We start from the raw sequence: 26,828 nt of genomic DNA, 5'->3' as shown, positions 1-26,828 counted from the left end.
CTGACCTCGGTCGGCATGCGTTGTCCGCTGTCATGGCGCCTGACGGATTGTGCCGACCAAGGTCGGCACCTACCAAGGCGGCGCACGGTAGCGCCGGGCCATGCCCGGCGGAATGCATCCACCAGCGGCCGGCACTACTCCTCCAGGCTGGCGTTCCAGAACCCCTGCAGCACACCGGGCGTGGCCGCAAGCGTCGCCAACACGGCATCCAGTTCGCCGCCATCGACCGTGGTGGCGTACAGCACCGCCTCGATTTCAACATCGCGCTCGCCGAACGGGCGCTGGTCGACCGCGCGCACCGGGTACTGTGCCTGCTCCAGCAACAGCAGAAGTCGGTCCAGCACCTCGGCCTGCTGCTCACGCTGGCAGACCACGTTGATGGCATAGGTCGCCTCGCTGAACGCTTCCGGCAGCGGTTGCCGCTGGATGCGGTTCACCACCGGCCGCAGCAGGGTGTTGGCGGCCAGCACGAACACCGCAGCCAGCACCGCCTCGGGCAGCAGCTTGATGCCGGCACAGGCGCCGACTGCCGCCGAGCCCCACAAGGTGGCGGCGGTGTTCAGGCCCGATACCTGTGCGCCATCCTTCATGATCGCGCCGGCACCGAGGAAGCCGACACCGGAGATCACATAGGCCACCACGTGCAGCGGTGACGGCGGCCCGCCGTACAGGTCGTGGAAGCGCACGGCCAGGTCGACGAACACGGCGGCACCCACCGCCACCAGCGTGTTGGTGCGCAGACCGGCGGTGCGCTGGCGGAACTGCCGCTCCAGGCCGATCAGCGTGCCCAGCAGGAAGGCGACAGACAGGCTGATCAGCGAGCTGAGGGTGGCGCCGGCGTTGAACGCCGGCAGGTGGGGGTTGAAGTCCATGAGGGTTCTCCCTGCGCCGATGCGCTTACTGCCAACCGTAACGGCGGATGTAGAGCTTCTTCAGCAGGGTGGTCAGCACCGCATAGCCGAACAGGATCGCCACCAGGAACGGCCAGTAGCCGGCCGGCAGTGCCTGCAGCTTGAAGTAGCCGGCGAGCGGGCTCATCGGCAGGATCACGCCGATGGCCATGATCGCCCCGGTCATCAGCAGCAGCGGCGGCGCGGCGATGCTTTGCACGAATGGCACCTTGGGTGTACGGATCATGTGCACGATCAGGGTCTGCGTCAGCAGGCCGACCACGAACCAGCCGGACTGGAACAGGCTCTGGTCGGCCGGTGTGCGTGCATCGAACACGTACCACATCAAGGCGAAGCAGCTGAGGTCGAAGATCGAGCTGATCGGCCCGAAGAACACCATGAAGCGGCCGATGTCCGCCGGGTTCCACTTCAGCGGCCTGCGTACCAGCTCCTCATCGACGTTGTCGAACGGAATGGCGATCTGCGAGATGTCATACAGCAGGTTCTGCACCAGCAGCTGCAACGGCAGCATTGGCAGGAACGGCAGGAACGCCGAGGCCACCAGCACCGAGAACACGTTGCCGAAATTGGAGCTGGCGGTCATGCGGATGTACTTCAGCATGTTGCTGAAGGTGCGCCGCCCCTGGATGACGCCTTCCTCCAGCACCATCAGGTTCTTCTCCAGCAGGATGATGTCAGCGGCCTCCTTGGCGATGTCCACCGCGCTGTCCACGCTGATGCCGATATCGGCTGCGCGCAGTGCGGGAGCATCGTTGATGCCATCGCCGAGGAAGCCGACCACGTTGCCCTGTGCACGCAGCTCGCGCACCAGCCGTTCCTTGTGCAGCGGCGTGAGGCGGGCGAACACGCGGTGTTCCTGCAGTGCACGCGCCACGGCCGCATCGTCCATGCGCTCGATCTGCGGGCCGGTCACGATCGTATCGGCGTCCAGGCCGACCTGGGCACATACCCGGGCGGTGACCAGTTCGTTGTCGCCGGTGAATACCTTTACTTCCACGCCGTGCGCGGCCAGCGCCTGCAGCGCCTGTGCGGCCGACTCCTTCGGTGGATCGAGGAAGGCCACGTAGCCCACCAGGGTCAGATCGCGCTCATCGGCCTGCGAGTACACGCTCTGGCTGGCCGCAGTCTCCTTCATCGCCACGGCCACCACACGCAGGCCCTGTTCGTTCAGTTCCTCGGTGGTCTGCCGCACGCGGGCCAGGCGCTGCTCATCCAGCGGCATGTCCTGGCCGTTCTCGCGCACGGTGCTGCACACCGCCAGCATTTCCTCCACCGCACCCTTGCAGATCAATTCGTGATGGTCCTCGCGCTCGGATACCACCACCGACATGCGGCGGCGCTCGAAGTCGAACGGGATCTCATCGACCTTGCGGTAGTCCTGTGACAGGCGCAGCGAGCTCTGCAGCTCCACATGCTCCAGCACCGCACGATCGAGCAGGTTGATCAGTCCGGTCTGGAAGTGGCTGTTGAGGTAGGCGAAGGTCAGCACATCCTCCGAATCCTGCCCGAACACGTCGGTGTGCCGTTCCAGCGCGATCTTGTCCTGGGTGAGGGTGCCGGTCTTGTCGGTGCACAGCACTTCCATCGCACCGAAGTTCTGGATCGCATCCAGGCGCTTGACGATCACCTTGCGCCGCGACAGCAGCACCGCGCCCTTGGCCAGGGTGGAGGTGACGATCATCGGCAGCATTTCCGGGGTCAGGCCGACCGCCACCGACAGCGCGAACAGGAAGGCTTCGGTCCAGTCACCCTTGGTCCAGCCATTGACCAGCAGGACGAACGGCACCATCACCAGGGCAAAGCGGATCAGCAGCCAGCTGACGCTGTTGACCCCGGCCTGGAACGCTGTCGGCGCACGATCGCTGGCACTGCTGCGCTGGGCGAGGGTGCCGAAGTAGCTGTCGTTGCCGGTCGCCAGCACCAGCGCTGTTGCCGTGCCGGACACCACATTGGTACCCATGAACAACAGGTTGGCCTGTTCCATCAGGCCAGCCTCGGCGTTGCCCGCCTGCACGAACTTCTCCACCGGCAACGATTCGCCGGTCATCGCGGCCTGTGCGACGAACAGGTCCTTGGCCGCGAGCACACGGCAATCGGCCGGGATCATGTCGCCGGCCGACAGCACGATATGGTCGCCCGGTACCAGGTCACGGATCGGCAGATCCAGCAGCCGTGCCGGCCGCCGGCTGTGCAGCTGTGCGCCGAAGTACTGATCGGCCACCTCCGCCGCTTCGGTGCCCGCAGCACGGCGCAGCACGCGTGCGGTGTTGCCCACCAGGGCCTTCAGCCGTTCGGCCGCGCGGTTGGAGCGGCCCTCCTGTACGAAGCGGATCAAGGTGGACAGCACCACCATCGCACCGATCACCACCGTCGCCTTGGCGTCTTCGGTCAGCCAGGACACGGCCGCCAGCACCGTCAGCAGCAGGTTGAACGGGTTGCGATAGCACTGCCACAGATGGCGCCACCACGGCAGTGGCTTTTCGTGGTCGACCTCGTTCGGGCCGAAGCGCAACAGGCGCTCTTCGGCTTCGTGCGGGCTGAGACCGTCGACGTGCGATTGCAGGGTGGCCAGCGCATCGGTTTCGCTGCCCTGTGCAAGCGCGAGCAGTCCGGCAGTGAGCGTGGCCGGCGCGGCCTGCGTGCTGCCACGGCCGTAACCGGCTTCGGGCATCGCACGACGACCGAACAGGTTGCCCGCGCGGCGGCTGCGCAGGAAGGCGTTGAACCAGGCGTTGAGCAGGCTCATGGGAAGGTCCTCTTGGAGCGGCGCGGGGCGGAGCCGGCGCGTGGAGCGGAAGGGGCGGGTACTCAGGCGTGGCGCATGGCCAGCACCGATGGCGACCAGGGCTGCATGCGCAGCCGCTGGCTGCCGCCGATGCACAGCGGCTTCATCGCATCGCGCAGCGGGTAGGGCAGGTGGCGCAGCACGTTGATGCGCTCGCTGATCGGCAGCAGCGACAGGGCGTCGGCCACTACCCGTGGCGAGCCGAGGGCCAGCGAACGGGCGAACAGGACAGGGCCGTGCTGCAGCAGCAGGCTGCGCAGGGCGGAAACATCGCGCTCACCGATCAGGCGACGGACGGTGATGTAGAGAATCTTGTAGGACATGGGATTCCTCCGGGCAGGCGCTGCCCGGAGCTCCCATCGCTTACACGGACAGGAACCGGCCGTCAGTCGCCAGCAGTGAACAAGGGGGCAGGCAGGGGCGCGCGTCGCGCCCGGCAGGGTCGGGATCCATCTGCGTCTCCGCGTGGGGCGGCCAGTGGCTGGCCAGTAGCGCTATTGTCCGCGCTCGTATTCAGCAGGCCTAGAGGCCCGTGGGTTAGCCCAGCTATACCTTGGTATAGAAAAAGGGGGCCGTTGGCCCCTTTTGTTCAGCTGCGGTCCGCGAAAGCGTCGGTGGCCCGCACCAAAGCATCGGTAGTGGCGGCTTCGTTGGCGCTGTGGCCGGCGATGACCATCTGCAAGGTGGCTTCCGGCCAGGCTTTGGCCAAGTCCCAGGCACTGCGTGGTGGGCAGATGATGTCGTAGCGCCCCTGCACGATGACGCCCGGCAGATGGCGGATGCGATCGATATCGCGCAGCAGCTGGCCGTGTTCCAGGAAGGTGTTGTGGCGGAAGTAATGCGCCTCGATACGCGCCTTGGCCAGCGTATCGAGCGGATCGGTAGCTGACACCGCGTCGACCTCATGCAGCAGCATGGCGGCATTGTCTTCCCAGCCCAGCCAGGCCTGCGCCGCTGCGATGCGGATGGTTTCGTCTGCATGGTCCAGGCGCTTCCAGTACGCTTCGAGCATGTTGCCGCGCTCGTCCTCCGGGATGTGCGCCTCGTAGCGATCCCAACGCTCCGGGAAGATCCAGCGGGCACCGCCATCGCGCTCGGCGAACCAGCGGTTTTCTTCCTCGCGACCCAGGAAAACGCCGCGCACGATCAACCCGGTGGCGCGGTCGGGGTGCGCCTGTGCATAGGCCAGTGACAACGTCGAACCCCAGGAACCGCCGTAGACCAGCCAGCGCTGGATGCCCAGGTGTTCGCGCACCTTTTCGATGTCGGCCACCAGATCCTGGGTGGTGTTGTCGCGCAGTTCGCCGAATGGCGTGGAGCGCCCGCTGCCGCGCTGATCGATCAGCACGATGCGGTAGCGCTTCGGGTTGAAGAACCGGCGATGGGCGGGCGAGATGCCAGCGCCCGGACCGCCATGCAGGTACACCACCGGAATGCCATCTGGCGTGCCGCACTCCTCGATATGCAGGGTGTGCAGTGCATCGACGGGCAGCGTGTGTTCGCGGTACGGGGTGATCGGCGGGTACAGCGTGCGCATGGTGCTGCCTCACAAGCGGGGAGCACAAGGATAGCGGGGCACATCGGCCAGCGTCATCTCAGTCAGGTTCAAGTACTCTTTGCGTTCAAGGGGCAACACCGTCGATTTCTGGCGAGATGGACCCGGCAGGACGCAGAGGATGAATGACATGAGCGGACAGGATGTCGCCGTACACGCCCCGCTGGCGCGCGGCACCCTCAGCAGCGGCGCCCGCGAGCTGCTGAAGTGGATCGCGCTGCTGTCGATGACCGGCGATCACGTCGCCAAAGTGGTGTTCGGTGGCTATGTGCCGGTGGTCAGCGAGTTTGGGCGCATCGCCTTCCCGCTGTTCGCACTGGTGATGGCCTGCAACCTGGCACAGCCTGGTGCCGATCTGGGCAAGTCGATCCGGCGCCTGTCCGCCTGGGGCCTGGTTGCACAACCCTTGCACATGCTCGCCTTCGGCTACTGGCTTCCGCTGAACATCCTGTTGACCTTCGGCCTGGCTGCGGCGGCGGTGCACGCGCTGACCAACAACCGGCAGCTGTTGCTGCTGGTGGCAGGAGGCCTGCTGCCGTTCTTCGTGGACTACCAATGGGCAGGGGTGGCCTTGGTGGTGCTGGGCTGGATCGCGTTCCGCCACCGGGCGTGGTGGCTGCTGGCGTTCGGATTCGGCGGGCTGTGCTGGGTCAATGGCAATGGATGGGCGTTGCTGGCCATCCCGCTGGTGCTGGCGTTGGCCAGGGTGCCGTGGGCGGTTCCGCGTTCACGCTGGGCGTTCTATCTGTACTACGTGGGACACCTCGCGGTCCTGGCCGCCTATGCGCAGTGGCTGCGCTGAGCAACGGCCCCCATCGCAGCGATGAGCTGCCCCGGTCACGTCGCTGGTGCCTTTCCAGGGCGCAACGCACACCGGGCACGCTCGCCTCTACAACACGCTCGCCTCTACAATCGGCCCATGCCCGCCACGCCCACCCTCGACGATCTGCGTCGCTACGCCGTAGCCCGCACGCTGTTCACGCCCACCACGCTGCTGACCGCGATACGCCGCCTGGGTTTCGTGCAGGCCGATCCCATCCGCGCGCCTGCGCGTGCCCAGGACCTGACCCTGCGGCACCGGGTGAAGGGTTATCAGGCCGGGGATCTGGAGCGCCGCTACAGCCGGTTGCCGATCGAGGAAGACTTCCTGGTCAACTACGGCTTCCTGCCGCGCGAACACCTGTCGTTGATGCATCCGCGGGTGTCCCGCAGGCCGTGGGACGCCAGCACGCGGCGCAAGGCGGCCGAGGTTCTGGCGTTCGTGCAGGAGCGGGGCGCGGTGCATCCGCGCGAGGTCGACCAGGCGTTCACGCATGGCCGGGTGACCAACTACTGGGGCGGCACCAGCAATGCCAGCACCCACCTGCTGGATGGCATGCACTACCGCGGCATGTTGCGCATCGCCCGTCGTGACAGTGGTACCCGCATCTATGCCGTTGCAGAACATGCACTCGCCGAGGGCGGCAAGGCCGCGCGCCTGCAGCGCGCCACCGCACTGATCGATCTGGTGGTGCGCAAGTACGCGCCGCTGCCTTCGGCGAGCCTCACCTATCTGGCACGGTTGCTGGGCTATGGCGCTCCACATCTGGCAGCCGAGGTCCAGCAGGCACTGCGGCTGGCACGCGAGCGGCTGGCTGGCGGCATCATCGACGGAACACAGTGGTACTGGCCGGCCGAGGAGAACCCCCGTTCGCGGCGCTATCAGGCCGATGAGCAGGTGCGGCTGCTGGCACCGTTCGATCCCGTAGCCTGGGATCGGCGACGGTTCGAGCTGCTCTGGGGCTGGGTCTACAGGTTCGAGGCCTACACCCCGGCGGCCAAGCGTCGCTTCGGCTACTACGCGCTGCCGCTGCTGTGGCGCGATCAGGTGGTCGGCTGGGCCAATGTCACCGCCAAGGATGGCGCTCTGCAACCCGATATTGGATTCGCCAGCGCCTCGCCCATGAAGGACGTTCTGTTCCGCAATGCGCTGGATGACGAACTGGAGCGGATGACGCGATTCCTCACCGGATGAAGTCTTGCCTTGAGGTGACAGCGGGCGCTGTTGCTAGTCGTCGCGCCGCTGCGTGCGTACCCGTGCACGCGCGTCATAGAGCTGGCTGTCCGCATGATGGATGGTGTCAGCCACGGACTCACCCGGCGCGCTGACCGCCGCGCCCATCGAGAACGCCGTCGGCGACTGCGCTGCGTTGGCAGCGTACCAGCCCTCCAGCAGTGGAAGACGTTCGGACGCCGATGCGGTCAACACCACCAGGAACTCGTCTCCACCCAGGCGGACCACGGTCTCTCCCGCGCTCAGCGGCGCCTTCAGGAAGGCGACAAACTCGACCAGGATCGCGTCGCCGCGGCGGTGGCCCTGCGCATCATTGATCCGTTTGAAATCGTCCAGGTCAAATACCAGGCATGCCCACGTTCCGGCGGTCATCTCGTCGAGCCGGTGCAGGTAGCGGCGGTTGTGGCACTGGGTGAGCGGATCCTTCAGCGATAGTTCGCGCAGGCGCTGCTCCTGCAGGCGCAGCGCGGTGACATCCTGGGCATGGCCGAGCACGAAGGGCGGCTGTCCTTCGCTGTCGAGCACGTTGTTGTAGGCCCAGTAGCGCAGCGTTCCATCGGCGGCAATGAGTTCGATGACACCGGCATCGGTGTGGTTGGTCTCGATGCGCTTCAGGTAGGCATTGAACACGTCGCGGCGCTCGGCAGGCATGTAGTCGCACAGGCTGCGGCCGATGATCTGGCGTTCGTCGTAGCCCAGCGACTGCAGCGCCGCCGGGTTCACCGAGGTCAGCGTGCCATCCAGCGTGTGCGTGCAGATCAGCCCCAGGCTGTAGTGGAACAGACGCCGATAGCGCACCTCACTCGCCTCCAGGGCATCCAGCGCCGCGCGTTCTTCGGTGACGTCCTGGATCGCGCCCACCAGTCGCGGATGGCCCTCCACCTGCTGCCGGTTGCCCACCACGCGGGTCCAGATGCTGCGTCCGTCGGCTGTGCTCATCGGCAGCTGCACCTCCCAGGGCGCGCCATCCTCCATGCAACGCTGCACGGCAGTCTGGATGATGCTGCGGCTGTCCTGGCGGTAGAACGACAAGGCCGATTCGAGGGTGGGCTGGTAGCTGGAGCGCACGCCGTGGATCTGCTTGGTCTCGCGCGTCCAGCGCACCTCGTTGGTGTCCAGGTCCAGTTCCCAGCCGCCCACCTTGGCCGCGGTGTTGGTGCGCTGCAGGAAGTCCTCGCTGCGCTTCAGATCGCGATGCAGTGCCTGCGCCTGGTTGATCTGTCGCAGCAGTGCGCTGCGCTGTTCAAGCACCTGCGTGGTGACCCGGCCAAGATGGACCATCAATTCCCGTTGCGACGGCGACAGCACGCCTGGCAGCGTGTCGAGCAGGCACAGTGTGCCGATGCGCGCGCCATGGGCGGTGGTCAGTGCTATTCCGGCGTAGTGTCGTACCCGGTGCCCTGCGGTGACCAACGGACTGCTGGCGAACCGCGGGTCCTGCCTCGCGTCTGGAATCTCCAGCAGCTCGTCCTGCTCGATGGCATGCGAACAGAACGAAATCGAGCGGGGCGTTTCGGTAGCGTCTCCCAGCCCGATGCTGGACTTGAACCATTGTCGCTGCGCGGCAACGATGGAAATCAGCCCGATGGGCATGCCCGTGGCAGCGAGGGCGGCGGCAACAATGGCATCGAACACGGGCTCTGGCGGTGTATCGAGAACACCCAGGCGGTCGATCTCGAGAAGTCTGGAAGCTTCATCCATGGCAGGCACTGCGTCTCCGGCAGGGAAGGGCAGGTCACGGCAGTCACGCTAGGGCTCGGCCCGTTATGTCGTTGCGCGAAACAGTGAGGCTGGTGTCAATGATCCTTCAGGGATGGGTTTCATGCAGGTCTCTTTTGCGTTGCCGTGCGGGGCGCGCGTACTGAAACGTGACGGTGATCGCGCACATGCCAGCGCCAGGGAAAATCCACGGCACGGGTGATGCCGATGCGCGGCCCCACCACCGGGTCATCCGGCGGAGGCACGCCGTCGTCCAGCAGCGTGATGCCGTGACTGGCAATCACCAGGTCAGCGCCGTCGAAGCGCCGGTCCAGGCCAAACGCCTGCGACAGCTTGCCGGGGCCACTGGCCAGGTCATGGTCGTGACGGGCGGCAGGGCGCAGCGGGTACATCAGCTCCTGCCCGGCGACCGGCGCGGCGGCGCGCAGCAGTACAGCAACACCCTCGCCGACGTCACCGCAGACGACATTGCTGCCCCAGTGCATGCCATAGGTGAAGTAGATATAGAGATGGCCCGCTTCGCCGAACATGCTGGCGTTGCGTGCGGTCATGCCGCGCCAGGAGTGTGCCGCCGGATCTTCGCTGCCGGCATACGCCTCGACCTCGACAATGCGCGCCACGCGGCCATCGTTGCGCACCAGCAGTTTGTTCAACAGCTCCGGCGCGACCACCGTTGAAGGTCGTTGATAGAAGGCGCGCGGGAGCCGGGCCCCGTGAACGGGCTGTTCGACGAACGTGGCATCTGGACCGGTCTGCTTCGGCATGCCGGAATCATCGCCTGTCAGCGGTGAAGCTGTCGCCAGCGCGGCGTCACTCCGCCGTGGCCGGACGATCGAGCGCGGCCCGGCGCGCGGCAAACACCTCCGGTGTCTGCGGTTTGATGAACAAGGCCACCAGTTCCGGGAACTCCTGTTTCACCGCAGACTCGATGCGGGTGATGCAGGCCTCGATCTGCGGCGTGGTGCGATCGTCCTCGAATTCCGCACTGAGCATCGCCACCACCTGTTCCGGGCCCATCTGCAGGGTGGTCACACCGTTGGCGCGGCGCAGATCGGGGTCGGTCACGGCCACGGCCATGATCCGTTGCGCCACCGCCGGGCGGGCCGGCTCACCGATCAGCAGGCCCTTGGTCTCGCGCGCGAGCAGGAACGCGGTCAGCGCCAGCACACCGGCAATGCACAGCGAGGCGACCCCATCCAGCACCGGCATCTCCAGCAACTGCGCGGCCAGCAGTCCGACCAGCGCGAAGCCGAGGCCAAGCAGGGCGGCACTGTCTTCCAGCAGCACGGTGAAGGTGGACGGATCCTTGCTGCGGCGGAACGCCTCGAAGTATCCCAGCGAGCCCTTGCTGCGACGGAATTCGCGCAGCGCCACCCACCATGAAGCGCCTTCGAACAGGATGGAGATGCCGAGCACGCCGTAGCTGATGGCGTGATTGGTGGCCGGCTCCGGCTGGCGGATGTGCTGGATACCCTCGTAGGCCGAGACGCCGGCACCGGCGGCGAATACCAGCAGGGCGACGATGAAGCTCCAGAAGTACAGCTCGCGGCCGTAGCCGAAAGGGTGCAGGGTGTCGGCGGCCTTCTCGGCACGGCGCAGGCCGTACAGCAGCAGCACTTCGTTTAGGGTATCGACCAGCGAGTGCACGCCCTCGCTGAGCATGGCCGAGCTGCCGGACAGGCCAGCGGCGATGAACTTGGCAATGGCGATGGCGAGATTGCCTGCCAGTGCAGCGTAGATGACGAGGCGGGAGCCGGTGGGCGAGGACATGGCAGAGAGAAGGCGGCGCGGAACACTGATGATCGCGTCCACCTTGTCCCCTGCGTGTGCAGGGCGAACGCCGTTCGCAGCCCTGCGCGCGGCCGGGTCAGCAGGCAGGAGCCCTTTGCCGCGGCCTTGATCTGCGCACCGCGCCGGAGGAAGGCTTTATCGGGGGTGGCGGTGTGAGGGACGCTGGCGCGGGAGGTTGCGGAGGCAGCGACAGGGGAGGTGCATGGGGAGGTTCAGGAGTCGTGTACCAGGTGAACACTTCGCTGCTGGGCAGGGGGATCGACCGGGCTCGGGTCTCCGGTGTCCAGCCCGGCTCGGCGATGACGGTGTGGCTGCCAAGGCGATTGAGCATGAAGACGTCCCGGATTTCGTACAGCTCCTTGCCGGGGCCGTCGATTCTGCGGCAGTTGCCTGACACCCCGGATGCCCGAACCATCCTGCAGCCCTCGCTCGATACCACCATGCTCTGGTGGGGCAGCATCCCCAGCTGGAACGTGCTGGCAGCGCGGTCGAGTGACTCGAACAGGGTGCCGGCAAAGAGCAGGATCTGGGCGACTACCAAGGCAAGTGCGACCACCCGGGACCAGAGCGGGAGTGTCCTGATGCCCAGGATGAACAAGTGAAAGAGCGGCAGCCCGAGCGACACCAGAAGCACTTCCCAGCCGCTCATCTTGGCGGCTGCGGAATGGGTGCCGAAGACCACCAGCGCGATCAAGGGGAGCGTGAACAGGTAGAGGCAAGCGGACAGCGCAGTCAGCCTCAGTGCCCACCAGATCTTCTTCTTCCGCAGAACGCTGCCGACGGGTTCATCAATGGGTTTGAGTTTCATGCCCATCGGTGCGAAGGCGCCGGCGGCACCGATCAGGATGGCGACTGCGAACACGATGGGTGCTGCGTCGCCGAGCGGAGTGAAAAGCCAGACATACATCCAGCCTGTTGCCAGGCCCGCGCCCAGCATGGCCATGACCATGCTGAGGCCTGCGGATGCCAGCCACTGGGTCTGAGATGCGCGGACGCTGCTTCTGTCGGTGATGAATCCTGACTTCTGCCACTCGACCAGCACAGCGGCGGGGAGCATGAGCGTAAGGATGACCACGATGACCATCACGACCGAAAAGAAGACGATGGCCGCCGCCACCAGAGCGATATCAGTCAATGCAAGGCTGGGCAGGTAGTGGATCCGCCAGAAGAAGACGACCATCGCAAGGGTCCCCGCCAGCGCGAACAACGCCTTGTGAGCGTAGAGGTCGGTCAGGACTTTGGACACCGCCGGCCAAGGCGAGGCGGAAGGAGGCGACAGGCTGTCGGGTCGGGGGTCTTGCAACGGCATCGCGCATCTTCCATGAGTCGGGCTTCACCTCCGGGTATCGGCCGTTCGCGAAAGCGCTTGAATCGAAATCCGGATCCACACGTATGCTTGCGTGGACAAAACGCGGCCCTTCAGGGCAGCATCAGGTCTCAGCGACCGTCTGGATTCAGATACAGCCGCGCGCCATCCGATTCGCGCCGCCCTGACCAGCGCCCGCCATCCGTCTGTCGGAATCTCCCGATTACCCTGTTGTCGCCATTGGTAATCAGCAGGTGGTTGCCTGAAAGCAGCCAGCGATTGGCCGAGAAGAAATCGTCCGGGCACCCGGCCGGCACCCATGCACCATAGCCACCAAACCAGGGGTTGTCCTTCAGTTCGATGGTGCAGCTCTTGCCGTTCTCCTGGCCCAGCGTCCAACGGCCGAACATATCGCTGTCGATCACCCTGCTGCCACCGCGACGGCGGTCGTTGCTTCCGCCATCGTTGTTGCTGTCATCAAAGCTGATATCGATCCCGACGTCCTTGCTCTCGCTGCGGGATTGGGAATGCGCGCTGCTGTTGCTGTTGGACTGCATCGTTATCGACCCGAAGTTGCCGAAGGCCGAATCGCCATTGTTGTTCCCGGCCGTGTCATCGCTGGTTGACCCGGAGGTCGAACGGGTGGTTTCCGTGGTCTGCGATGCGCTGGACGACTGCGTACTGCTGGAGTGCTGGCCGAAGCCGATGGACGCGTTCTGGGCAAGGGTGGTAGCGGGGGCGGCGAGGCTGCACAGCGCCAGCAGCCCGAAGCGGGGAAGCACGGTTGCCATCGTCGAATCCTCGTTGGGAACAACGGAAACAGCGGGTGTGTGCGCGCGAGCATAGGCCCGGCAGGGCAGGGGCGGTGTGACGAGGCCCCGACGCTGGCGTTGCCTTGGTGTGCAGTCACATTTCCCGGGTGCCCCGGCTGGCATCGCCGCGTGGCGACGCCAGCCGCCGAGGGTGCGCTAGTTCGGGGACACCAGGATCGCAGCGTCGAGCACCGGGAACGATTGCGGTTCCTGGCCCGACGAAGCGACCAGGCGGATCTCAAGCGTTGTCGAGCCGCCGCCGGCAGCATCCGCGCGCAGCGCCCCCAGCGTCTGCGGCAATGGCACGGCGAACGTCGTTGGATGATCGTGACCCATGGCCGCCATGCTCGGCCCGAAGAACGAGACCGTGCCGGCGTAGTACGGACTGTCCGCGCTCACCGAGGTGACACCTGCCGGTGCATTGATCAGTACGTCGAACTCGCGCGTGTTGTGCAGCCCACGGGGACGCTCGAGGGTAACCTCCGCGATCAGCACGCGCGGGCCGGTAGCTGCCAGATGCGCACGAACCGCATCGTTGGGCACAGCCACACGCACGGCGCCGTCAGTCCGCTTGCCGCGCACCAGTCGCGCGGCCTTGGCGGTGGTTGGAGCCGTTGCGGCCTGCTCCGCGGCACGGACACCGCGGCCATAGACGTAGTCATAGTCGAACGCGGTGGTGGAGAAGAATTCCGCGGCCGGGCGCGTGCCGACGTAGCGGCCCTGGCCATTGACGAAGAAGCGGAACGGTTCGTCCATGAACTGCCGGCGCTCGGCGGCGTCGGTCGGCATGATCGGGCGGCCGAAGGCCTGTTGCCTGCGGGTCCACACATCCCACAGACGGTCCATGTTGGCGTGGTGCAGGTAGAAGATCGGATCCAGCGGCGACAGGAAGTTGGTCATGTTGCCGTAGGGGCCGGGATCGACGGCGCCGACGCCGCCAATGCAGTTGTGCACCTTGTTGTGCGGGAAGCCTTCCAGCACCGAGAACTTGGTGGCCCCGTCAGGCTGCAGCACGTGCGAGGTGGTGCGCGAGCTGGTGAAGCTGCGGCTGATGTCGGGGTTGTTGAACTCCACCGGTGACAGGCCTGCACGGATGGTGTCGGCAGACACGGCGGAGGCCGTCTTCGGGTCGAAGCCCAGATGCTCGCGCCAGAGATAGCGGGCGCCACAGGTAACCGCGTACGCCGCATTGCCGGAAATGCCGGTCTGTTCCTTGGCGTTGTAGCCGGTGACGTCGTTCCAGACGTCTTCGGCGCTGTTGTAACCACGCAGCGACAGCTGCTGCCGCTGCCCACTGTCCAGAGTGTTCCAGTGGCGCTGCAACGCAGGCTTCATGAACTGGGTGAACACGGCCAGGTTGCGGGTGTAGGGCGTATAGGCCTTGTCGGTCGGGTTCAACAGACCGTCGAACATCGCAACCGGAATCTGCGGAAGTTCAGTCCAGTCCCAGTACGGCATGGCGAACTGGCGGTCGCCGCTGAGCTCGCGGATGGTCTGCTCGAAGTAGCCGACGTAGCCGCGGTGCCAGACATAGAACCACCAGTTGCCGTGTGGGCAATCCATCAGGTGCACGAACGCATTGCGGAACCAGTTGCGCGGGTCGTCAGCCGGCAGCGCCAGCATTGCCTGGATGCCGCGCGCATAACTGGCCAGCATTCGCTGGCCTTCCGGGCTGGTGACGTTGTAACGGTGGAAGCGCGCCACTGCGGTACCGTCGGTCGCGCTCTGGCCGCTGGCCAGGGCACTGGGCGCGAACAGCGATGCCAATGAGGCTGTGGCAGTGGTTGCTAGGAAATCACGGCGTGTGTAACGCATAGCGTCCTCCCTGGTGATTGGTTCAACCGCGTCGGGTTACGAATCACTGCAAGGGCCCGCGGCGGCTGCCACGGGCCGGACGGGGACATCCAGCCCCGCCGCCCGGATCGACGGGCGCGAACGCGCCGCCGCACCAGGCGGCAGCAGTATAGGCACGGCATTGCGCCCTGATCTGGGCAGTACGCCACACTCATGGCCGGCCCTGGCCGGCCGGATCGACTATTCCGGGCCGGTCTTCACCCGCGCCACACGCTTTCGGTACTCATACACGTTGTCACCGCGGATCCGCTTTTCCTGCGTCCCGCTGATGCTGTCCACGCGACGATCCGAGCCGGTCACCGGCTGCGCATCGACAGCGGTTTCATGTTCGAACGAATGCGATTTGTCGGTGTTGCGGTAGAACCGGTACAGCGCCCAGTACAACGCGGTTGCGCCGGCCGGGCCTGCAGCCAACAACCAAAGACCACTGTCATCACTCATGTGCTGGCCACCAGGAAGGCAATTGCGAGGGCTTCGATGATCGTGCCGGCGGTCAGCGCGGCCAGCAGCATCTTCCACTGCTGCACGGGTACGCTGCCCATGGTTTCACCGGTCCGGCCGTTCACCGCGATGTAGTGCAGCATGCCGCCGTTCTTTCCGGGCTGGTGGTACGAATAAAGCCATACCGGCAGGTACATGGCCACCCAGCGGGTGCCGTGCACCTCCAGCTGCTCCTGCTCCCAGCGCACGCCACGGTCGTAACGGCGCACCGTGCCTTCCACCTGCGCGCGGGCGATCGACAGCAGCTGGTCTTCCAGCCGCGGCCGCAGCTTTTCGACGTCCAGGTTGCGCTTTTCCGAGGTAAAGCCTGCCAGGTAGGAGGCGTTCCACTTCACCGCATTCTTGGTGTCGAACGGCAGGATGGTGTTGATGATGTTGTTGGTGTTGGCGCGCGTGTCCAGATTCCCGCGCTCGGCCGACGATTCCAGCGGCAGGTCGTCCACGGTGAAATCGACCTGGCGTTCCACCTGGTAGACATCGGCGTCGTAGTAGGTCTGCTTGTTCTTCTCGCTGCCACGGGTGTACTCGCGCGTCTTGATCTCGCCCTTGCCGGCCACGGCCGCGCTGACATTGCCGTCGACGATCATATAGGGCAGGTACACACCCACCACGTTTTCCGGGGTGAACTGCTCCTTGAACGCCTTGAGCGCGAACATCCGGCGCTTGTCGACGAACTGGCGGATGCGCGCGACCGCATCCTCCTTCTTGATATGGAACGGCAGCACTGCGTCGGGCACCGCGCCGTTGGCGATCTGTTCGTTCACGCCGAACACGTGCCGGCACCAGTGGCAGCGCGCCGTCATCGTGCTTTCGGTGTTGACCGTGACTTCGGCGCCGCAACCGGTGCACTTGAAGGTCATCAGTGCAGAGGTGTCGGCGTCGATATCGCGTGCGCCCGATGCGATGACGGTGCCACGCAGCTGGTCGATGGCTTCACCCAGCGCGAATTCCTCCTCCACCCGTGCGCCATGCCATTCGTGACGGCAGTACAGGCAGACCAGGATATCGGTGCCCAGCTTGGGCCGGATATCGGTAGCGCCGCACTTGGGGCAGCGGTTGAGGCCGTCTTTCAGTTCGGCCGCAGAGGTATCGATGGCGACCGGGTCGGGCGCCTCGATCTCATTGCGGATGGCCTCAGGCAGCTTGGACGTATCGAGCGGGAAGCTGCCGGGCAGGGGAGGGACGTCCTGCGGCGAACCCGGCCCGTCCAGCACCGCCGCCGGCAGGGGCGGCGGTGCTGAAGCAGATCGAGGCAGCGGCGGAGGCGTGTTTCTGGGATCGGACATGGTGGTTGCGCGTCCTGCGTCTGCTTACAGTCCCAGCGCCTTGGCCTTCAGCGCGTCGTAGTCGGTCTGGGTGATCAGGCCCAGATCCAGCATTTCCTTTGCCTTCTTCAGCTTGGCCACCGGGTCGTCGGCAGCCGGAGCGGCCGGGGTTGCAGGCTGCTGCAGATTGCCCGCGCCGAACATGCCCGATGCCATGCCCACGCCGACAAGGCCGGCGGCACCGCCGTTCTCACCTGCGGACTGGATGCCCTGGGCAACGCTGGCCTGCAGGTTGGAATTGCCGCGCGAGCCGGACAGGGCATCGGCGCGCTGCACGGTCTTCAGCAGTTCGCGGGTGTTGGCGTCGTACTCGATCGAAACAATGGCGGTCTTGACGATGGCCAGGCCACGGTCGGACTTCCACTGGTAGCCCTGCTCGACGGCGGCCGACAGGCTCTGCGCAAAACCCAGCGAATCCTGCTGCAGCTTGGTGATGCGGTTGCCCTTGCCCGGATCGTTGGTGTACAGGCTGAACGCCGGCGCCAGCGAACCCACCACTTCATTGAACAGCTGGCTGGCAGCGGCGTTGTCCAGATCGGTGAAGTCGAACACCTGGCCCGGCCGCAGGTAGCTGGCCGGAACGAAGTTCTTCACGAACAGGATCGGGTCGATGATCTTCAGCGTGTACGAACCACGGGTGACCGCGCCGACCTGGGTGTTGAGGAAGCCGTCGTCCCAGTAGATTTCCGACTGGGTGCCGAAGCGGTTGTCCGGCAGTTCCTTCAGCGAAACGAAGAAGGCGGCCTGCTGCGAGCCCGGCTGGCCGCCGAACTTGAAGCGCTCCCAGCTCTGCTTGATGAAGGTGCTGACCAGGCCGTCGCCGGCGAAGATCGACTGTGAGTTCAGATCATCCGAGCGCCACTCGTAGCCACCCGGCTCGGCGACGAAGGCGGTGATCGCGCCATCCTGGAACAGCAGCAGGCCGTAGCCTTCCGGCACGACGATCTTCGAGCCGTTGCTGATGATGTTGGAGGAGCCACTGGTGTTCGAACCGCGCCCGGCATTGGTGCCCTGCGGCACTGCCGCGAACAGGGCTGCCGTGGACGGCAGGCCGGTCGGCACGGTGTAGAAGTCCTTCCATTGGTCAGCCAGCACGCCGCCGACTGCACCCTTCACCGCTTGTACCAGACCCATGACCCACTCCCTGTAGTTGCCGGACAGGCACCACGCCTGTCGTGCCCGGCTGACTATAGAGGAGGCAGGCTACGCGCCGCTAGCGGGCGGGCGAGCCCCCATTCATGTCGCGTCCCAGGCAAGGTGCGGTTGATCAGGCCGTGGCCGATCAGCGGCACCCGTTCCGTCGCAAGGCCCCGCAGCGGCTCAAGCCTGCATGGTGCTGGCAACCGGTGTTTCCTTGGCTGGTGCCGACGATTGCTCCATCGCACGTTCCAGGCCTGATGCGTCCGTATCCAGCAGGCAGGTGGCGAACAGCAGGAAGCGATAGGCATCGGTGAAATTCGATCCCAGCCCGAACGAAATCCTGACCGCACCGCAATCACCCTTTTCCAGGATCTTCTCGTCGAATGCCGTGCAGTCGAGAATCTTCCCGGTCTTGTCCAGTTCACAGTGCTCGGCGCCTGCGGTAGCGTAGGTCGCCTGCTGGACGGCGCCCAGGTTGCAGAAGCAGCCATTGCGCAGGGTGATGCCGAAGCGGTCTGCGGCGCGCTTGATGCGCGCGTGCGGCAGGATGGAGCCATGGCAGTCGAAGAAATTCAGCATCAGCGTTGCGCCCCGCTGCGCAGCGGGCGGGCCATAGATCCGGCACAGCGGCAACTCGCCACCGATGTGGTGGCGAAGCGAAGACAGCTGCGCCTGCAGCCACTCGGCCAACGCACGCGAGCGCAATGCAACCGCCTCCACGCCGCCCAGCGCGGCCACGAATTCAAAGCCTCTGGCGATGGCCGGGAAGGCCGCGTAGTTGGGCGTACCGACTTCGAATCGCTGGCCCGCATCGCGGTACAGCAGTCGATCGGTGGGTGACCACGGCCCGGAGTAGTAGCACACGCCACCACCGGCAAACGACGGCGGTTTCAGCAGGTCGAGTGCGGCCCGCCGGGCGAGCAGGCAACCCGCGCCGGTGGGATAGCCGAATATCTTGTAGAACGACGCCACCACGAAATCGGGGTGATGAAGGCCGCAGTCAAGCCGGAATTGTGGCACCAGGGCCGCAGCGTCACACAGCACCGTCGCGCCGTGCGCCTGGGCCCGCGCGATCCAGGCAAGATCGTGGCGGGCGCCGGTCGCATTGGATTGCGCGGGAAAGGCGAGCAGATGCGGCGCGCCGGGCTGCAGCCGCTGCAACGCGCGCCACATCAGCCCTTCATGCAACAGCAGCTCGTCATCCAGCGGAATGTACTTGACCTGTGCACCCTTCGCCGTGGCGTACTCGCGCAAGCCGTGTACCGAGGTGTGATTGTCCTTGGTCAGCAGTGCCTGCGACCCGGCCTGGAACGGGAATGACTCGGCCACCAAGCGGATTGCGCTGCTTGCATTGGCGGTGAACAGTATCTCGTACTCCTCCGGTGTGGTTCCGAAGAAGGCGTGGATCTGCTCGCACGCCCCATGAAGTGCGTCCTGGGATGCTTTCGATCCGCTGTGCGGATTGCCGAGAATGGTCCGCTTGAGTGCCTGGTAATCCTGCTCGAGCAGGCTGTCGGGGGGCAATGCTCCGCCCACGTGATCCAGATAGGTCACGTGTTGCTCATCCAGTCGCGCATATTCCTGCTGGCGCATGGCCTCGACCTGGTCATGGGGATAATCGGGGTGGTCGGCGAGGAACTGTGCGCGAGCGCTTTCGAAGTCGCGCATCGCCCGCGCATCCTGCTGCAGCGGCAGGTGGAACGACAGCAGGGGGGAGAAATCCGGCGCCCGGATGGCGGCCTGCGCGGGGGTGTGTGCAGCATCCACACGGCCGCGCAGCAACCAGGCTTCCACCTGGTAGCGCCGGTCTGGCACTGCTGCATGGACTGCGTCCATCATCGCGTCCAGATAGCGCTCCCTGCTGGGGGCGTCGCACTGGTTGAACTCCTCCAGAAGGATGCAGGCGTTGAACAGGAACTCGCGCGCATCGGCGTCCGCCATGGCAAACGCAAGGGGCCGCAGCTCAGCCATGCCGCCCTCGCGCGGGGAAAGTCCTTCGATCGCGAACGCGCGTGTGATCGGCGACGGGTCGGTCAGGCTCAGGGCCGCATCCATCAGCCGGGAGGGCATGCCGAAGTGCTGCCGTGACTGCTCGCGGGCCAGCTCGAACAGCTGGTTGTAGTGGAATGCCGTGGCATACACCCGTCCGCCAGGGCGGAGCACGCGCCTGAACTCGCGGGCGACGCGCGCCTTGTCCGGCGGGAACATCAGGCCGAACCCGCATACGATGACGTCGAAGCTGGCGTCGGCGAAGGGCAGCTCCGCCATGTCCACGTCGGCAAGCAGGGGCACGTTGCGCTGCAGCTCATCGCTCAGCACGCTGCGTGCCACGCTCACGGCGATCGCCGACAAATCGGTGGCGACCAACCGCAGGCCGAGGGGCCTGGTCAGGTGCTGGTAAAGGTTCGCGGTGATGACCCCGGTACCGCAGGCGACCTCCAGGACGTCGGACGCGCTGAAACCGGCCTGGATGTCGCCAGCGATCTCCTCGGCCAGCAGCTTTCCGTAGGGACCGAAAATGCGCTGGCTCAATACGCGCTCATAGAACTCCATGAACGTACTGAGGGACCATTTCCGTTCGGATACAACCTTGCACTGATGTGGCGAGACATCCTGCATGGCACGCTCCATGTGGCCGGAGGCCGGTGAATCTTCGCCGCCTTTATTGCATGGGAGTAAATGTCTTTAAGTGATATTAATCACATAAAGCAGGATTGATAATCCGTGAAGGGACGGGCAGCCATCCCTTCCCCCATTCATGGGGCAACAGCGCCATTTGGCCCTTGCATCATTCTGTTCTGGACCCTCGCTTCGCGCAGGCTCAGCGCACCGACTGCGGCACACGGCGCAGCTTGCCGGTGTCGTATCCCATTGCCTTGATGCGGGCGACCGCTTGCTGGTAATCGGCCTCGCTCACCTGCGGAGTACGCGCCATGTACCAGACGTAGTCACGCTTGCTGCGGGCCACGATGGTCTGGGTGTAGCCCTCATCCAGCCAGGCAATGAGGTACTCGGCCTGGATGGGCCAGATGAACTGCATGCCCCAGACCGCGCCATTGCCGTGTTTTTCCACCCGACCTACCGGGTGCATCGACTTCTGTGGAGACTGGAAGCTGCCCTTGCGGTAAGTGAAGGTGGTCTGGATGCGCCCATCGGCCTGCAGCGTGTAGCTTTCCACGGCATCGAAGGCTTCGCGCTCGGGCCGCGACGGAATATGGGCGATGACATACCAGTCGCCCATGAAACGGGGCACGTCGACCTTCGGCGGCAGCGGGATGGGGCGGGTGTCGTGGCTGCTGCAGCCTGCACCGAACAGGGCCACGGCCAGCAGCGTGAACAGTGGGGCGATACGCATGGTGGCAGTCTCCTTCAGCGCGGGCGGAACAGGTAGTGGGCGACCAGCCATTGCTGGCCGTCGTCGTAGCCGAACAGCTCGGCGCAGGCCATCCAGAACATGCGCCAGCGCTGCCACCAGATGCGTGCAGCGGCTTCGTCGCCATAGGTCTGCGCCAGGATCGGCAGCAGCTGCTCGCGGGCGGCATCCTGGTTGGCCAGCCAATGGTTGGCGGTACGCTGGTAGTGGGTGCCGTCCAGCAGCCAGCGCTGGTCCAGCACCAGGTCGCGCTGGAAGTGCAGCAGTGTGTCCGCTGCGGGCATCAGGCCGCCGGTGAAGAAGTGCCGGCCCATCCAGTTGTCGTCGCCCTCGGTCTCGAACGGATACATCAGCGTGCGATGGGCGAAGATGTGCACGAACAGGGCACCGTCCGGCTTCAGCCAGCGGGCAATGCGGCCCAGCAGGCGGTCGTAGTTGCGGACATGCTCGAACATCTCCACCGACACGCAGCGGTCAAATGCAGCGGCAGGGAGGTCCAGCTGGTTGACGTCGCGGGTGAGCACCTCGACGTTGCCGAATCCGCGCGCATCGCACTGCGCCAGGATATGGCTGCGCTGGCTGTGCGAGTTGGAGACGGCGGTGATGCGCGCATCCGGGTAGCGCTCGGCCATCCACAGCGTCAGCGAGCCCCAGCCGCAGCCCAGCTCAAGAATGTCCTGGCCGTCGGCCAATCCGGCGCGCTGCCCATACAGCTCCAGCATGGCCTCCTCTGCCTGGTCCAGCGTCTCGTGGCCGGTGTGGTAGTAGCAGCTGCTGTACTTCAGGCGGCGCCCCAGGCAGCCATGGAAAAAGGCGGCGGGAACCTCGTAGTGCTGGCGGTTGGCCGCATCCACATGCAGGGCCAGCGGGCTGCTGGCCAGTTCGGCGATGCGGCGGCTGAAGCGCTGCGACTGCTCCTCCATGCTGCCGGCCAACTCTTCGGCCAGGCGTTGTGCGCACAGGCGACGGATGCCCGCGCGCAGCGCCGCATCAGGCAGCCAGCCACGCTCGGCCCAGCCGGTGAGTCCGCCCTCGGTATCGGCAACCGGAGCAAGGGACGGGGTGCTGTTCATCGGAATCACTCCTTGGGGCTGCGCGGAAACCACGGGAAGAACATCGAGGTGCTGCGCTGGTAGTCACGGTAGTCATCACCGCGACTGCGCAGCGCCTGCTTCTCGGTGAAGGGAACGCCACTGAGGTAGCGCAGGAATACATACATCAGCACCGGCCCGGACCAGGCCAGCCACCACAGGGGCGACCCTGCCGCCAGCAGCACATAGGTGAACCAGTGCAGCCACTCGAAGAAGTAGTTGGGGTGGCGCGTATACCGCCACAGCCCTTCGCGGCAGGTGCGGCCCTTGTTGGCCGGGTCGGCTCGGAAGTGGGCCAGCTGGCGGTCGGCGAGTGCCTCGCCACCCACGCTGAGCAGCCACACCACAACTGCCGCTGCGATCCAGCCAGGCATGTCGCTGCGTGGGTTGCTGGCCACGGCCACGAACGGCAGTGCAAACAGCACCACCAACGCTGCCTGTGCCATGAAAAAGCCGAAGATCTTTCCCTGGTGGCCGTGCCAGTGCTCACGTAGATAGCGGTAGCGACCGTCTTCCGCCTCGCTGCGCACGCGGCGCCACAGATGCAGGGCAAGTCGGCTTCCCCACAGGCCACCCAGCAGCGCCAGCGCGATGCGGGGCTGCAGCGCGCCATCGCCCAGCCATGCAAGCAGCAGCGCGCCTGCCGCCACACCCTTTGCCCAGAGGACATCGACGATACCGATGTTCTGGTGCCTGCGCTGCCACGCCCAGCCCCACGCCATGATCAGCACGGCGTACATCAGTACCCACCACGAGCTGCTCATCAGGTTGCTCCGATCAATGGGGTGTCTTGGTTGCCCGGCGTTCCGCGACGGGCAACCGCGCACAACAGCGACAGCGCCACGCACCAGCCCAGCGCCAGTGTTGCCACGCCCTGCCAGACCGGGGGCGTGAAATGCACCGCCTGGAATCCGCGCGCTGCAGATAGATACGCCAGAGGCGCCAGCAAGCCGAGTGCCACCGGAAGCAGCCAGTGCCGCTGCAGGAATGCCATCGACGCAGTCAGCGTCATCGCAAAGGCAGCCCACAGGGCGAAAATCCACGGTGGCGGCATCCAACCCAGCGGTGCGGCGGCGTAGTGCACGCCACCGCTGGCGGCCGCGCTGCCATCCACCAGGCATGCGCATGCCAGCGCGAGCAGCAACAAGCGCAGATCCAGACGGGGCTGCGATGAGGTGAGCAGCTGGCTGCCGATGTACACAGTGGCTGACAGCATTGCCGGCCATTGCCAGCCTCGGCCGGCGCCGGAAACGGCGCACAGCCATACCAGCTGGTTGCCGATCACGTTGACCCAGGTGCGGCGCATGTCAGCCGGTCCGTTCGCCATGGGCATGCGCTTCAGGGCGGTAGCCAGGGCGTGCCAGCAGCAGGTGGGAAACGCCGATGGAGCGCTCCAGGAAGCCGCCCTCGCAGTAGGCCAGGTAGAATTCCCACAGCCTGCAGAAGCGCTCATCGAAGCCCTGCGCGCGCACCGCGGGCAACTGTGCGAGGAAGCGCTGCCGCCACGTGCGCAGAGTCAATGCATAGGAATGGCCGAAGTCCTGCTGTGCGATCAGCTGCAGGTCGCAGGCCCGGGTCTTGGCGGTCAGGATGGCGTTGATCGAGGGAATGAAGCTGCCCGGAAACACGAAGCGCTTGATGTAGTCCACGCTGCGCCGCGCCTGTTCATAGCGCTGGTCCTCGATGGTGATGGCCTGCAGCAGGGCTGCCCCATCAGGCTTCAGCAGCCGCTGCAGGGTGGCCATGTAGGTGTCCAGGTATTCGGCACCGATGGCCTCGATCATCTCGATGGACACCAGTTTGTCGAACTGTCCCTGCAGATCGCGATAGTCCTGCATCAGCAACGTCACCCGATCCTGCAGGCCCGCATCGACCACGCGCTGTGCGGCCAACGCATGCTGTTCGGCGGAGATGGTGGTGGTGGTGACATGGCAGCCGTAGTGCTGCGCGGCATGCACGGCGAAACCACCCCAGCCGGTGCCGATCTCGACCACGCGATCGCCCGGCTGCAGTCGCAGCTGCTGGCAGATGCGGTCCAGCTTGCGTCGTGACGCGCTTTCCAGCGAGTCACCGGCATCGGTGAACAGCGCCGAGGAGTACATCAGGTCCGGCGACAGGAACAGGGCGAAGAAATCATTGCCCAGGTCATAGTGGGCGGCGATGTTGCGACGGCTGCCTTCGCGGCTGTTGCGCCGCAGCCGGTTCCAGCCGCGCAGCAGCCAGCCGCCGATGCGCGCCGGCCCGCGTTCCATGCCGTCCAGCAGGTCACGGTTGCGTACCAGCAGCCGCACCAGCGCCACCAGGTCATCGCAGCGCCAATCACCGTTGATGTAGCTCTCGCCAGCGCCAACGCTGCCGTTCGCCGCCACCTTGCGGTAGAACGCCGGGTCATCGATGGTCACGGTGACCTGCAGGTCGCTTCCTGCGTTGCCCAGCTGCACTTCTCCAAACGCATCGCGCACGCACAGACGCCCGTTGTGCAGCGGCGCAAGCTGGGCCAGCAGGCGTCGGCGCAGGAACGCGTCCAGGGTGCCGGGCAGGGGCAGGGCGGCCGAGGGAGTCATTTCGTTCATCGTGGTTTCTCGGCAAGGGAAGGATGGTCGTGCACGGGGTTGCGCTTGAGCCAGAGCCGCAATGCCTGCCAGTGGATGGCGGTGACCACCTGCGCGCTCATCAGCGGGTAGCAGGCCAGTACCCGGGAAAGCCCACGGCCATCGATGGGCCGCCGCTGCATGCTCTGGGTCGCATCGAACTGGCGCTGGCCGTTGCGCCAGACCTGCATGTGCACGCGCAGGTCGTCCGCGGGCGCGGTGAAGCGCCAGTCATACGCACAATCCATCGGCATGAAGGGTGAAACGTGAAAGGCCTTGTCGAACTGCCAGCGCAGGGCGCGACCCTGCTGCACCGCGGTTGCGACCGGCAGCACGTAGGCGTGCCGCTCCTTCCAGGGGGTATTGGTGATCTCGGCGACGATGCAGTCCAGGGTTTCCCCGTCAGCCTGGTAGCAGTAGTAGAAGCTGACCGGGTTGAACACGTGGCCGCCGAAACGCAGGTGGGTCAGCAGGCGCACCGGGCCGTCGGGGCGCCGCCCGAGTACCGTGGCGGCATGATCACGCACTGCGTCGGCCAGGGAGAGGGCGGGATCACCGAAGTAGTCGCTGCGGCGGAACTCTGCCAGGTTGCGGCGCCCGACCGACCACAGCCAGCGCCCGGCAAATACCTGGTCCAGCTCGTCGAGGTCCAGCAGCAGCTGCGCGATCGGGTAGCGGAACGCGTGCGCATGCGGGTGGTACCGGCGATGCTCGACATGGCCGAAGTAGATGGCGCTGGCGCTCACGCAGGCACCTCCATCTGCTGCGCCATGCCGCTGTGGAACGAGCGCGCCTGCAGCGCGTCGACCACGCGGCGGGCACTGCGGATGCCGTCCTCGTGAAAGCCCCAGCCCCAGTAGGCACCGGCAAACCAGGTGTGCCGATGGCCCTGCACCTCGCCCCAGCGCTGCTGTGCCTGTACCGCAACATGGTCATGTATCGGATGTGCGTACTGCAGGCGGCGCAGTACCTTGGCCGGATCGATGGCCTCGCTGCGGTTGAGGGTCACCACCAACGGAGTGTCGCCGGGCAGCCCCTGCAGCAGATTCATGCAGTAGCTGACCGTGCAGGGCGCGGCGGGATCGCGCGGCACATGCGCGTTCCAGGCCGCCCAGGCCTTGCGGTTGGCGGGCAGCAGCGAGGCATCGGTGTGCAGCACCGCCTCGTTGGGCTGGTAGCGGATCGCACCGAGCACCGCCTGCTCAACCGGATCGGCGTCGGCCAGCAGCGCCAGGGCCTGGTCGCTGTGGCAGGCCAGGATCACTTCATCGAAGCCTTCAATGCCGTTGGCCGTGTGCACGCGCGCCCCCCAGGGCATGCGCTCGACTGCGTGCACGGGGCATTCCAGCCGCTCGTGTACCCGCCAGCGCGCACGCAGCGCATCGACGTAGCGGGCCGAGCCACCCTTGACAACGCGCCAGGACGCGCGTCCGGTCATCTGCAGCATCTGGTGGTTGGCCATGAACTGCACCAGGTAGCGCGCCGGAAAGTCCAGCACCTGTGCGGTCGGTGATGACCACAGCGCTGAGGCCATCGGCAGCAGATGCTCCTGCACGAACGCCTCGCCATAGCGCTGGCCGTGCAGGTACTGGCCCAGCGTAGGTCCCTGCTCCTGGCCGAGCAGCAGGGGGGCGTCACGATAGAAGCGCCGCAGGTCGGCCAGCATGCCCCAGAAGCGCGGGGACACCAGGTTTCTTCGTTGGCAGAACAGGCCGTCCAGCGAAGTGGCGTTGTACTCCACGCCGCTGCGTTCGCTGTGCATCGAGAAGCTCATCGTGGTGGGCTGCGAGGCTACGCCAAGTTCATCGAACAGGGCCGACAACAGCGGGTAGTGGTGCGGATTGAAGACGATGAATCCGGTGTCGACCGCCATCCTGCGTCTGTCCACCGTCACGTCGTGGGTGTGGGTGTGGCCGCCCAGGTAGTCGTTGGCCTCGAACAGGGTGACGTCATGCTCGCCGTCCAGCCACCACGCGCTGGCCAGGCCGGCGATGCCGGAACCGATGATCGCGATGCGCATG

Annotated in this window: 23 protein-coding genes; 2 read left to right on the top strand and 21 right to left on the bottom strand. The window is 65.7% G+C overall.

Annotated features, from left to right (window positions below):
* Nucleotides 1–134: 134 nt before the first annotated feature.
* From WKB25_RS06095 to pip, 4 genes are all read right to left on the bottom strand, one after another.
* Nucleotides 135–872 (bottom strand): MgtC/SapB family protein, encoded by a 738-nt coding sequence (locus WKB25_RS06095; RefSeq protein ID WP_340569378.1) that lies wholly within the window; start codon nt 870–872, stop codon nt 135–137.
* A gap of 25 nt (nt 873–897) precedes the next feature.
* Nucleotides 898–3,657: a magnesium-translocating P-type ATPase gene (mgtA, locus tag WKB25_RS06090; protein WP_340569377.1), complete on the bottom strand. Its 2,760-nt coding sequence runs from the start codon at nt 3,655–3,657 to the stop codon at nt 898–900.
* 62 nt (nt 3,658–3,719) lie between these two features.
* Nucleotides 3,720–4,019, bottom strand: coding sequence for a hypothetical protein (locus WKB25_RS06085; RefSeq protein WP_025874438.1), 300 nt, complete (start codon nt 4,017–4,019; stop codon nt 3,720–3,722).
* Between the two features lie 266 nt (nt 4,020–4,285).
* Nucleotides 4,286–5,233 carry a prolyl aminopeptidase gene (pip, locus tag WKB25_RS06080; RefSeq protein ID WP_340569373.1) on the bottom strand — a complete coding sequence of 316 codons (948 nt, stop codon included), beginning with the start codon at nt 5,231–5,233 and terminating at the stop codon, nt 4,286–4,288.
* Nucleotides 5,234–5,381: 148 nt separating this feature from the next.
* On the opposite strand from pip, the gene WKB25_RS06075 reads away from it, so the two are divergent.
* A complete protein-coding gene (locus WKB25_RS06075) occupies nt 5,382–6,053 on the top strand; it encodes a TraX family protein (protein ID WP_340569371.1) in 672 nt (223 codons plus the stop codon).
* 117 nt (nt 6,054–6,170) lie between these two features.
* Nucleotides 6,171–7,265 (top strand): crosslink repair DNA glycosylase YcaQ family protein, encoded by a 1,095-nt coding sequence (locus WKB25_RS06070; RefSeq protein ID WP_340569370.1) that lies wholly within the window; start codon nt 6,171–6,173, stop codon nt 7,263–7,265.
* Nucleotides 7,266–7,298: 33 nt separating this feature from the next.
* Here the strand turns inward: WKB25_RS06070 and WKB25_RS06065 are convergent, their stop codons facing one another.
* The 17 genes from WKB25_RS06065 to WKB25_RS05985 all read right to left on the bottom strand — a co-directional run bounded on the left by WKB25_RS06065 (nt 7,299) and on the right by WKB25_RS05985 (nt 26,827).
* A complete protein-coding gene (locus WKB25_RS06065) occupies nt 7,299–9,005 on the bottom strand; it encodes a PAS domain S-box protein (RefSeq protein ID WP_340569368.1) in 1,707 nt (568 codons plus the stop codon).
* A gap of 119 nt (nt 9,006–9,124) precedes the next feature.
* Nucleotides 9,125–9,787, bottom strand: a complete 663-nt coding sequence (locus WKB25_RS06060) for a DNA-3-methyladenine glycosylase (RefSeq protein WP_340569366.1) — start codon at nt 9,785–9,787, stop codon at nt 9,125–9,127.
* Nucleotides 9,788–9,833: 46 nt separating this feature from the next.
* Nucleotides 9,834–10,793 (bottom strand): cation diffusion facilitator family transporter, encoded by a 960-nt coding sequence (locus WKB25_RS06055; protein ID WP_340569364.1) that lies wholly within the window; start codon nt 10,791–10,793, stop codon nt 9,834–9,836.
* Nucleotides 10,794–10,890: 97 nt separating this feature from the next.
* Nucleotides 10,891–12,123 carry a hypothetical protein gene (locus tag WKB25_RS06050; RefSeq protein ID WP_340569362.1) on the bottom strand — a complete coding sequence of 411 codons (1,233 nt, stop codon included), beginning with the start codon at nt 12,121–12,123 and terminating at the stop codon, nt 10,891–10,893.
* A gap of 128 nt (nt 12,124–12,251) precedes the next feature.
* Complete coding sequence (locus WKB25_RS06045) at nt 12,252–12,911, bottom strand: AprI/Inh family metalloprotease inhibitor (RefSeq protein WP_340569360.1); 660 nt, start codon at nt 12,909–12,911, stop codon at nt 12,252–12,254.
* Nucleotides 12,912–13,088: 177 nt separating this feature from the next.
* Nucleotides 13,089–14,747 carry a tyrosinase family protein gene (locus tag WKB25_RS06040; RefSeq protein ID WP_340569358.1) on the bottom strand — a complete coding sequence of 553 codons (1,659 nt, stop codon included), beginning with the start codon at nt 14,745–14,747 and terminating at the stop codon, nt 13,089–13,091.
* Nucleotides 14,748–14,966: 219 nt separating this feature from the next.
* Entirely contained in the window at nt 14,967–15,227 is a 261-nt protein-coding gene (locus WKB25_RS06035; protein WP_165377239.1) for a hypothetical protein, read from the bottom strand.
* The gene (locus WKB25_RS06030; RefSeq protein WP_340569354.1) at nt 15,224–16,573 is read right to left on the bottom strand and encodes a TFIIB-type zinc ribbon-containing protein; all 1,350 of its coding nucleotides are present in this window, start codon (nt 16,571–16,573) and stop codon (nt 15,224–15,226) included. The genes WKB25_RS06035 and WKB25_RS06030 overlap by 4 nt, the downstream gene beginning before the upstream one ends.
* A 24-nt stretch (nt 16,574–16,597) precedes the next feature.
* Nucleotides 16,598–17,746, bottom strand: a complete 1,149-nt coding sequence (locus WKB25_RS06025; protein WP_340569353.1) for an SPFH domain-containing protein — start codon at nt 17,744–17,746, stop codon at nt 16,598–16,600.
* A gap of 186 nt (nt 17,747–17,932) precedes the next feature.
* Entirely contained in the window at nt 17,933–20,284 is a 2,352-nt protein-coding gene (locus WKB25_RS06020; protein WP_340569352.1) for an aminotransferase class V-fold PLP-dependent enzyme, read from the bottom strand.
* Nucleotides 20,285–20,573: 289 nt separating this feature from the next.
* Complete coding sequence (locus WKB25_RS06015; protein WP_340569349.1) at nt 20,574–21,107, bottom strand: lipocalin family protein; 534 nt, start codon at nt 21,105–21,107, stop codon at nt 20,574–20,576.
* Between the two features lie 14 nt (nt 21,108–21,121).
* Nucleotides 21,122–22,198: a class I SAM-dependent methyltransferase gene (locus tag WKB25_RS06010; protein ID WP_340569348.1), complete on the bottom strand. Its 1,077-nt coding sequence runs from the start codon at nt 22,196–22,198 to the stop codon at nt 21,122–21,124.
* 5 nt (nt 22,199–22,203) lie between these two features.
* Nucleotides 22,204–22,980, bottom strand: a complete 777-nt coding sequence (locus WKB25_RS06005) for a DUF1295 domain-containing protein (protein ID WP_340569346.1) — start codon at nt 22,978–22,980, stop codon at nt 22,204–22,206.
* The gene (locus WKB25_RS06000; protein WP_340569344.1) at nt 22,980–23,522 is read right to left on the bottom strand and encodes a DUF2878 domain-containing protein; all 543 of its coding nucleotides are present in this window, start codon (nt 23,520–23,522) and stop codon (nt 22,980–22,982) included. The genes WKB25_RS06005 and WKB25_RS06000 overlap by 1 nt, the downstream gene beginning before the upstream one ends.
* Before the next feature lies 1 nt (nt 23,523).
* Nucleotides 23,524–24,789: a cyclopropane-fatty-acyl-phospholipid synthase family protein gene (locus WKB25_RS05995; protein ID WP_340569342.1), complete on the bottom strand. Its 1,266-nt coding sequence runs from the start codon at nt 24,787–24,789 to the stop codon at nt 23,524–23,526.
* The gene (locus tag WKB25_RS05990; RefSeq protein WP_340569340.1) at nt 24,786–25,553 is read right to left on the bottom strand and encodes a DUF1365 domain-containing protein; all 768 of its coding nucleotides are present in this window, start codon (nt 25,551–25,553) and stop codon (nt 24,786–24,788) included. The genes WKB25_RS05995 and WKB25_RS05990 overlap by 4 nt, the downstream gene beginning before the upstream one ends.
* The gene (locus WKB25_RS05985; RefSeq protein ID WP_340569338.1) at nt 25,550–26,827 is read right to left on the bottom strand and encodes an FAD-dependent oxidoreductase; all 1,278 of its coding nucleotides are present in this window, start codon (nt 26,825–26,827) and stop codon (nt 25,550–25,552) included. Before WKB25_RS05985 ends, WKB25_RS05990 begins: the two co-directional genes overlap by 4 nt.
* Nucleotide 26,828: the final 1 nt, after the last annotated feature.

This window comes from Stenotrophomonas sp. G106K1 (genome assembly GCF_037969685.1).
Classification (GTDB): Bacteria; Pseudomonadota; Gammaproteobacteria; order Xanthomonadales; family Xanthomonadaceae; genus Stenotrophomonas; species Stenotrophomonas lactitubi.
Note: the sequence above shows the minus strand (reverse complement) of the source record. Positions and strands in the feature narration are given on the sequence as shown.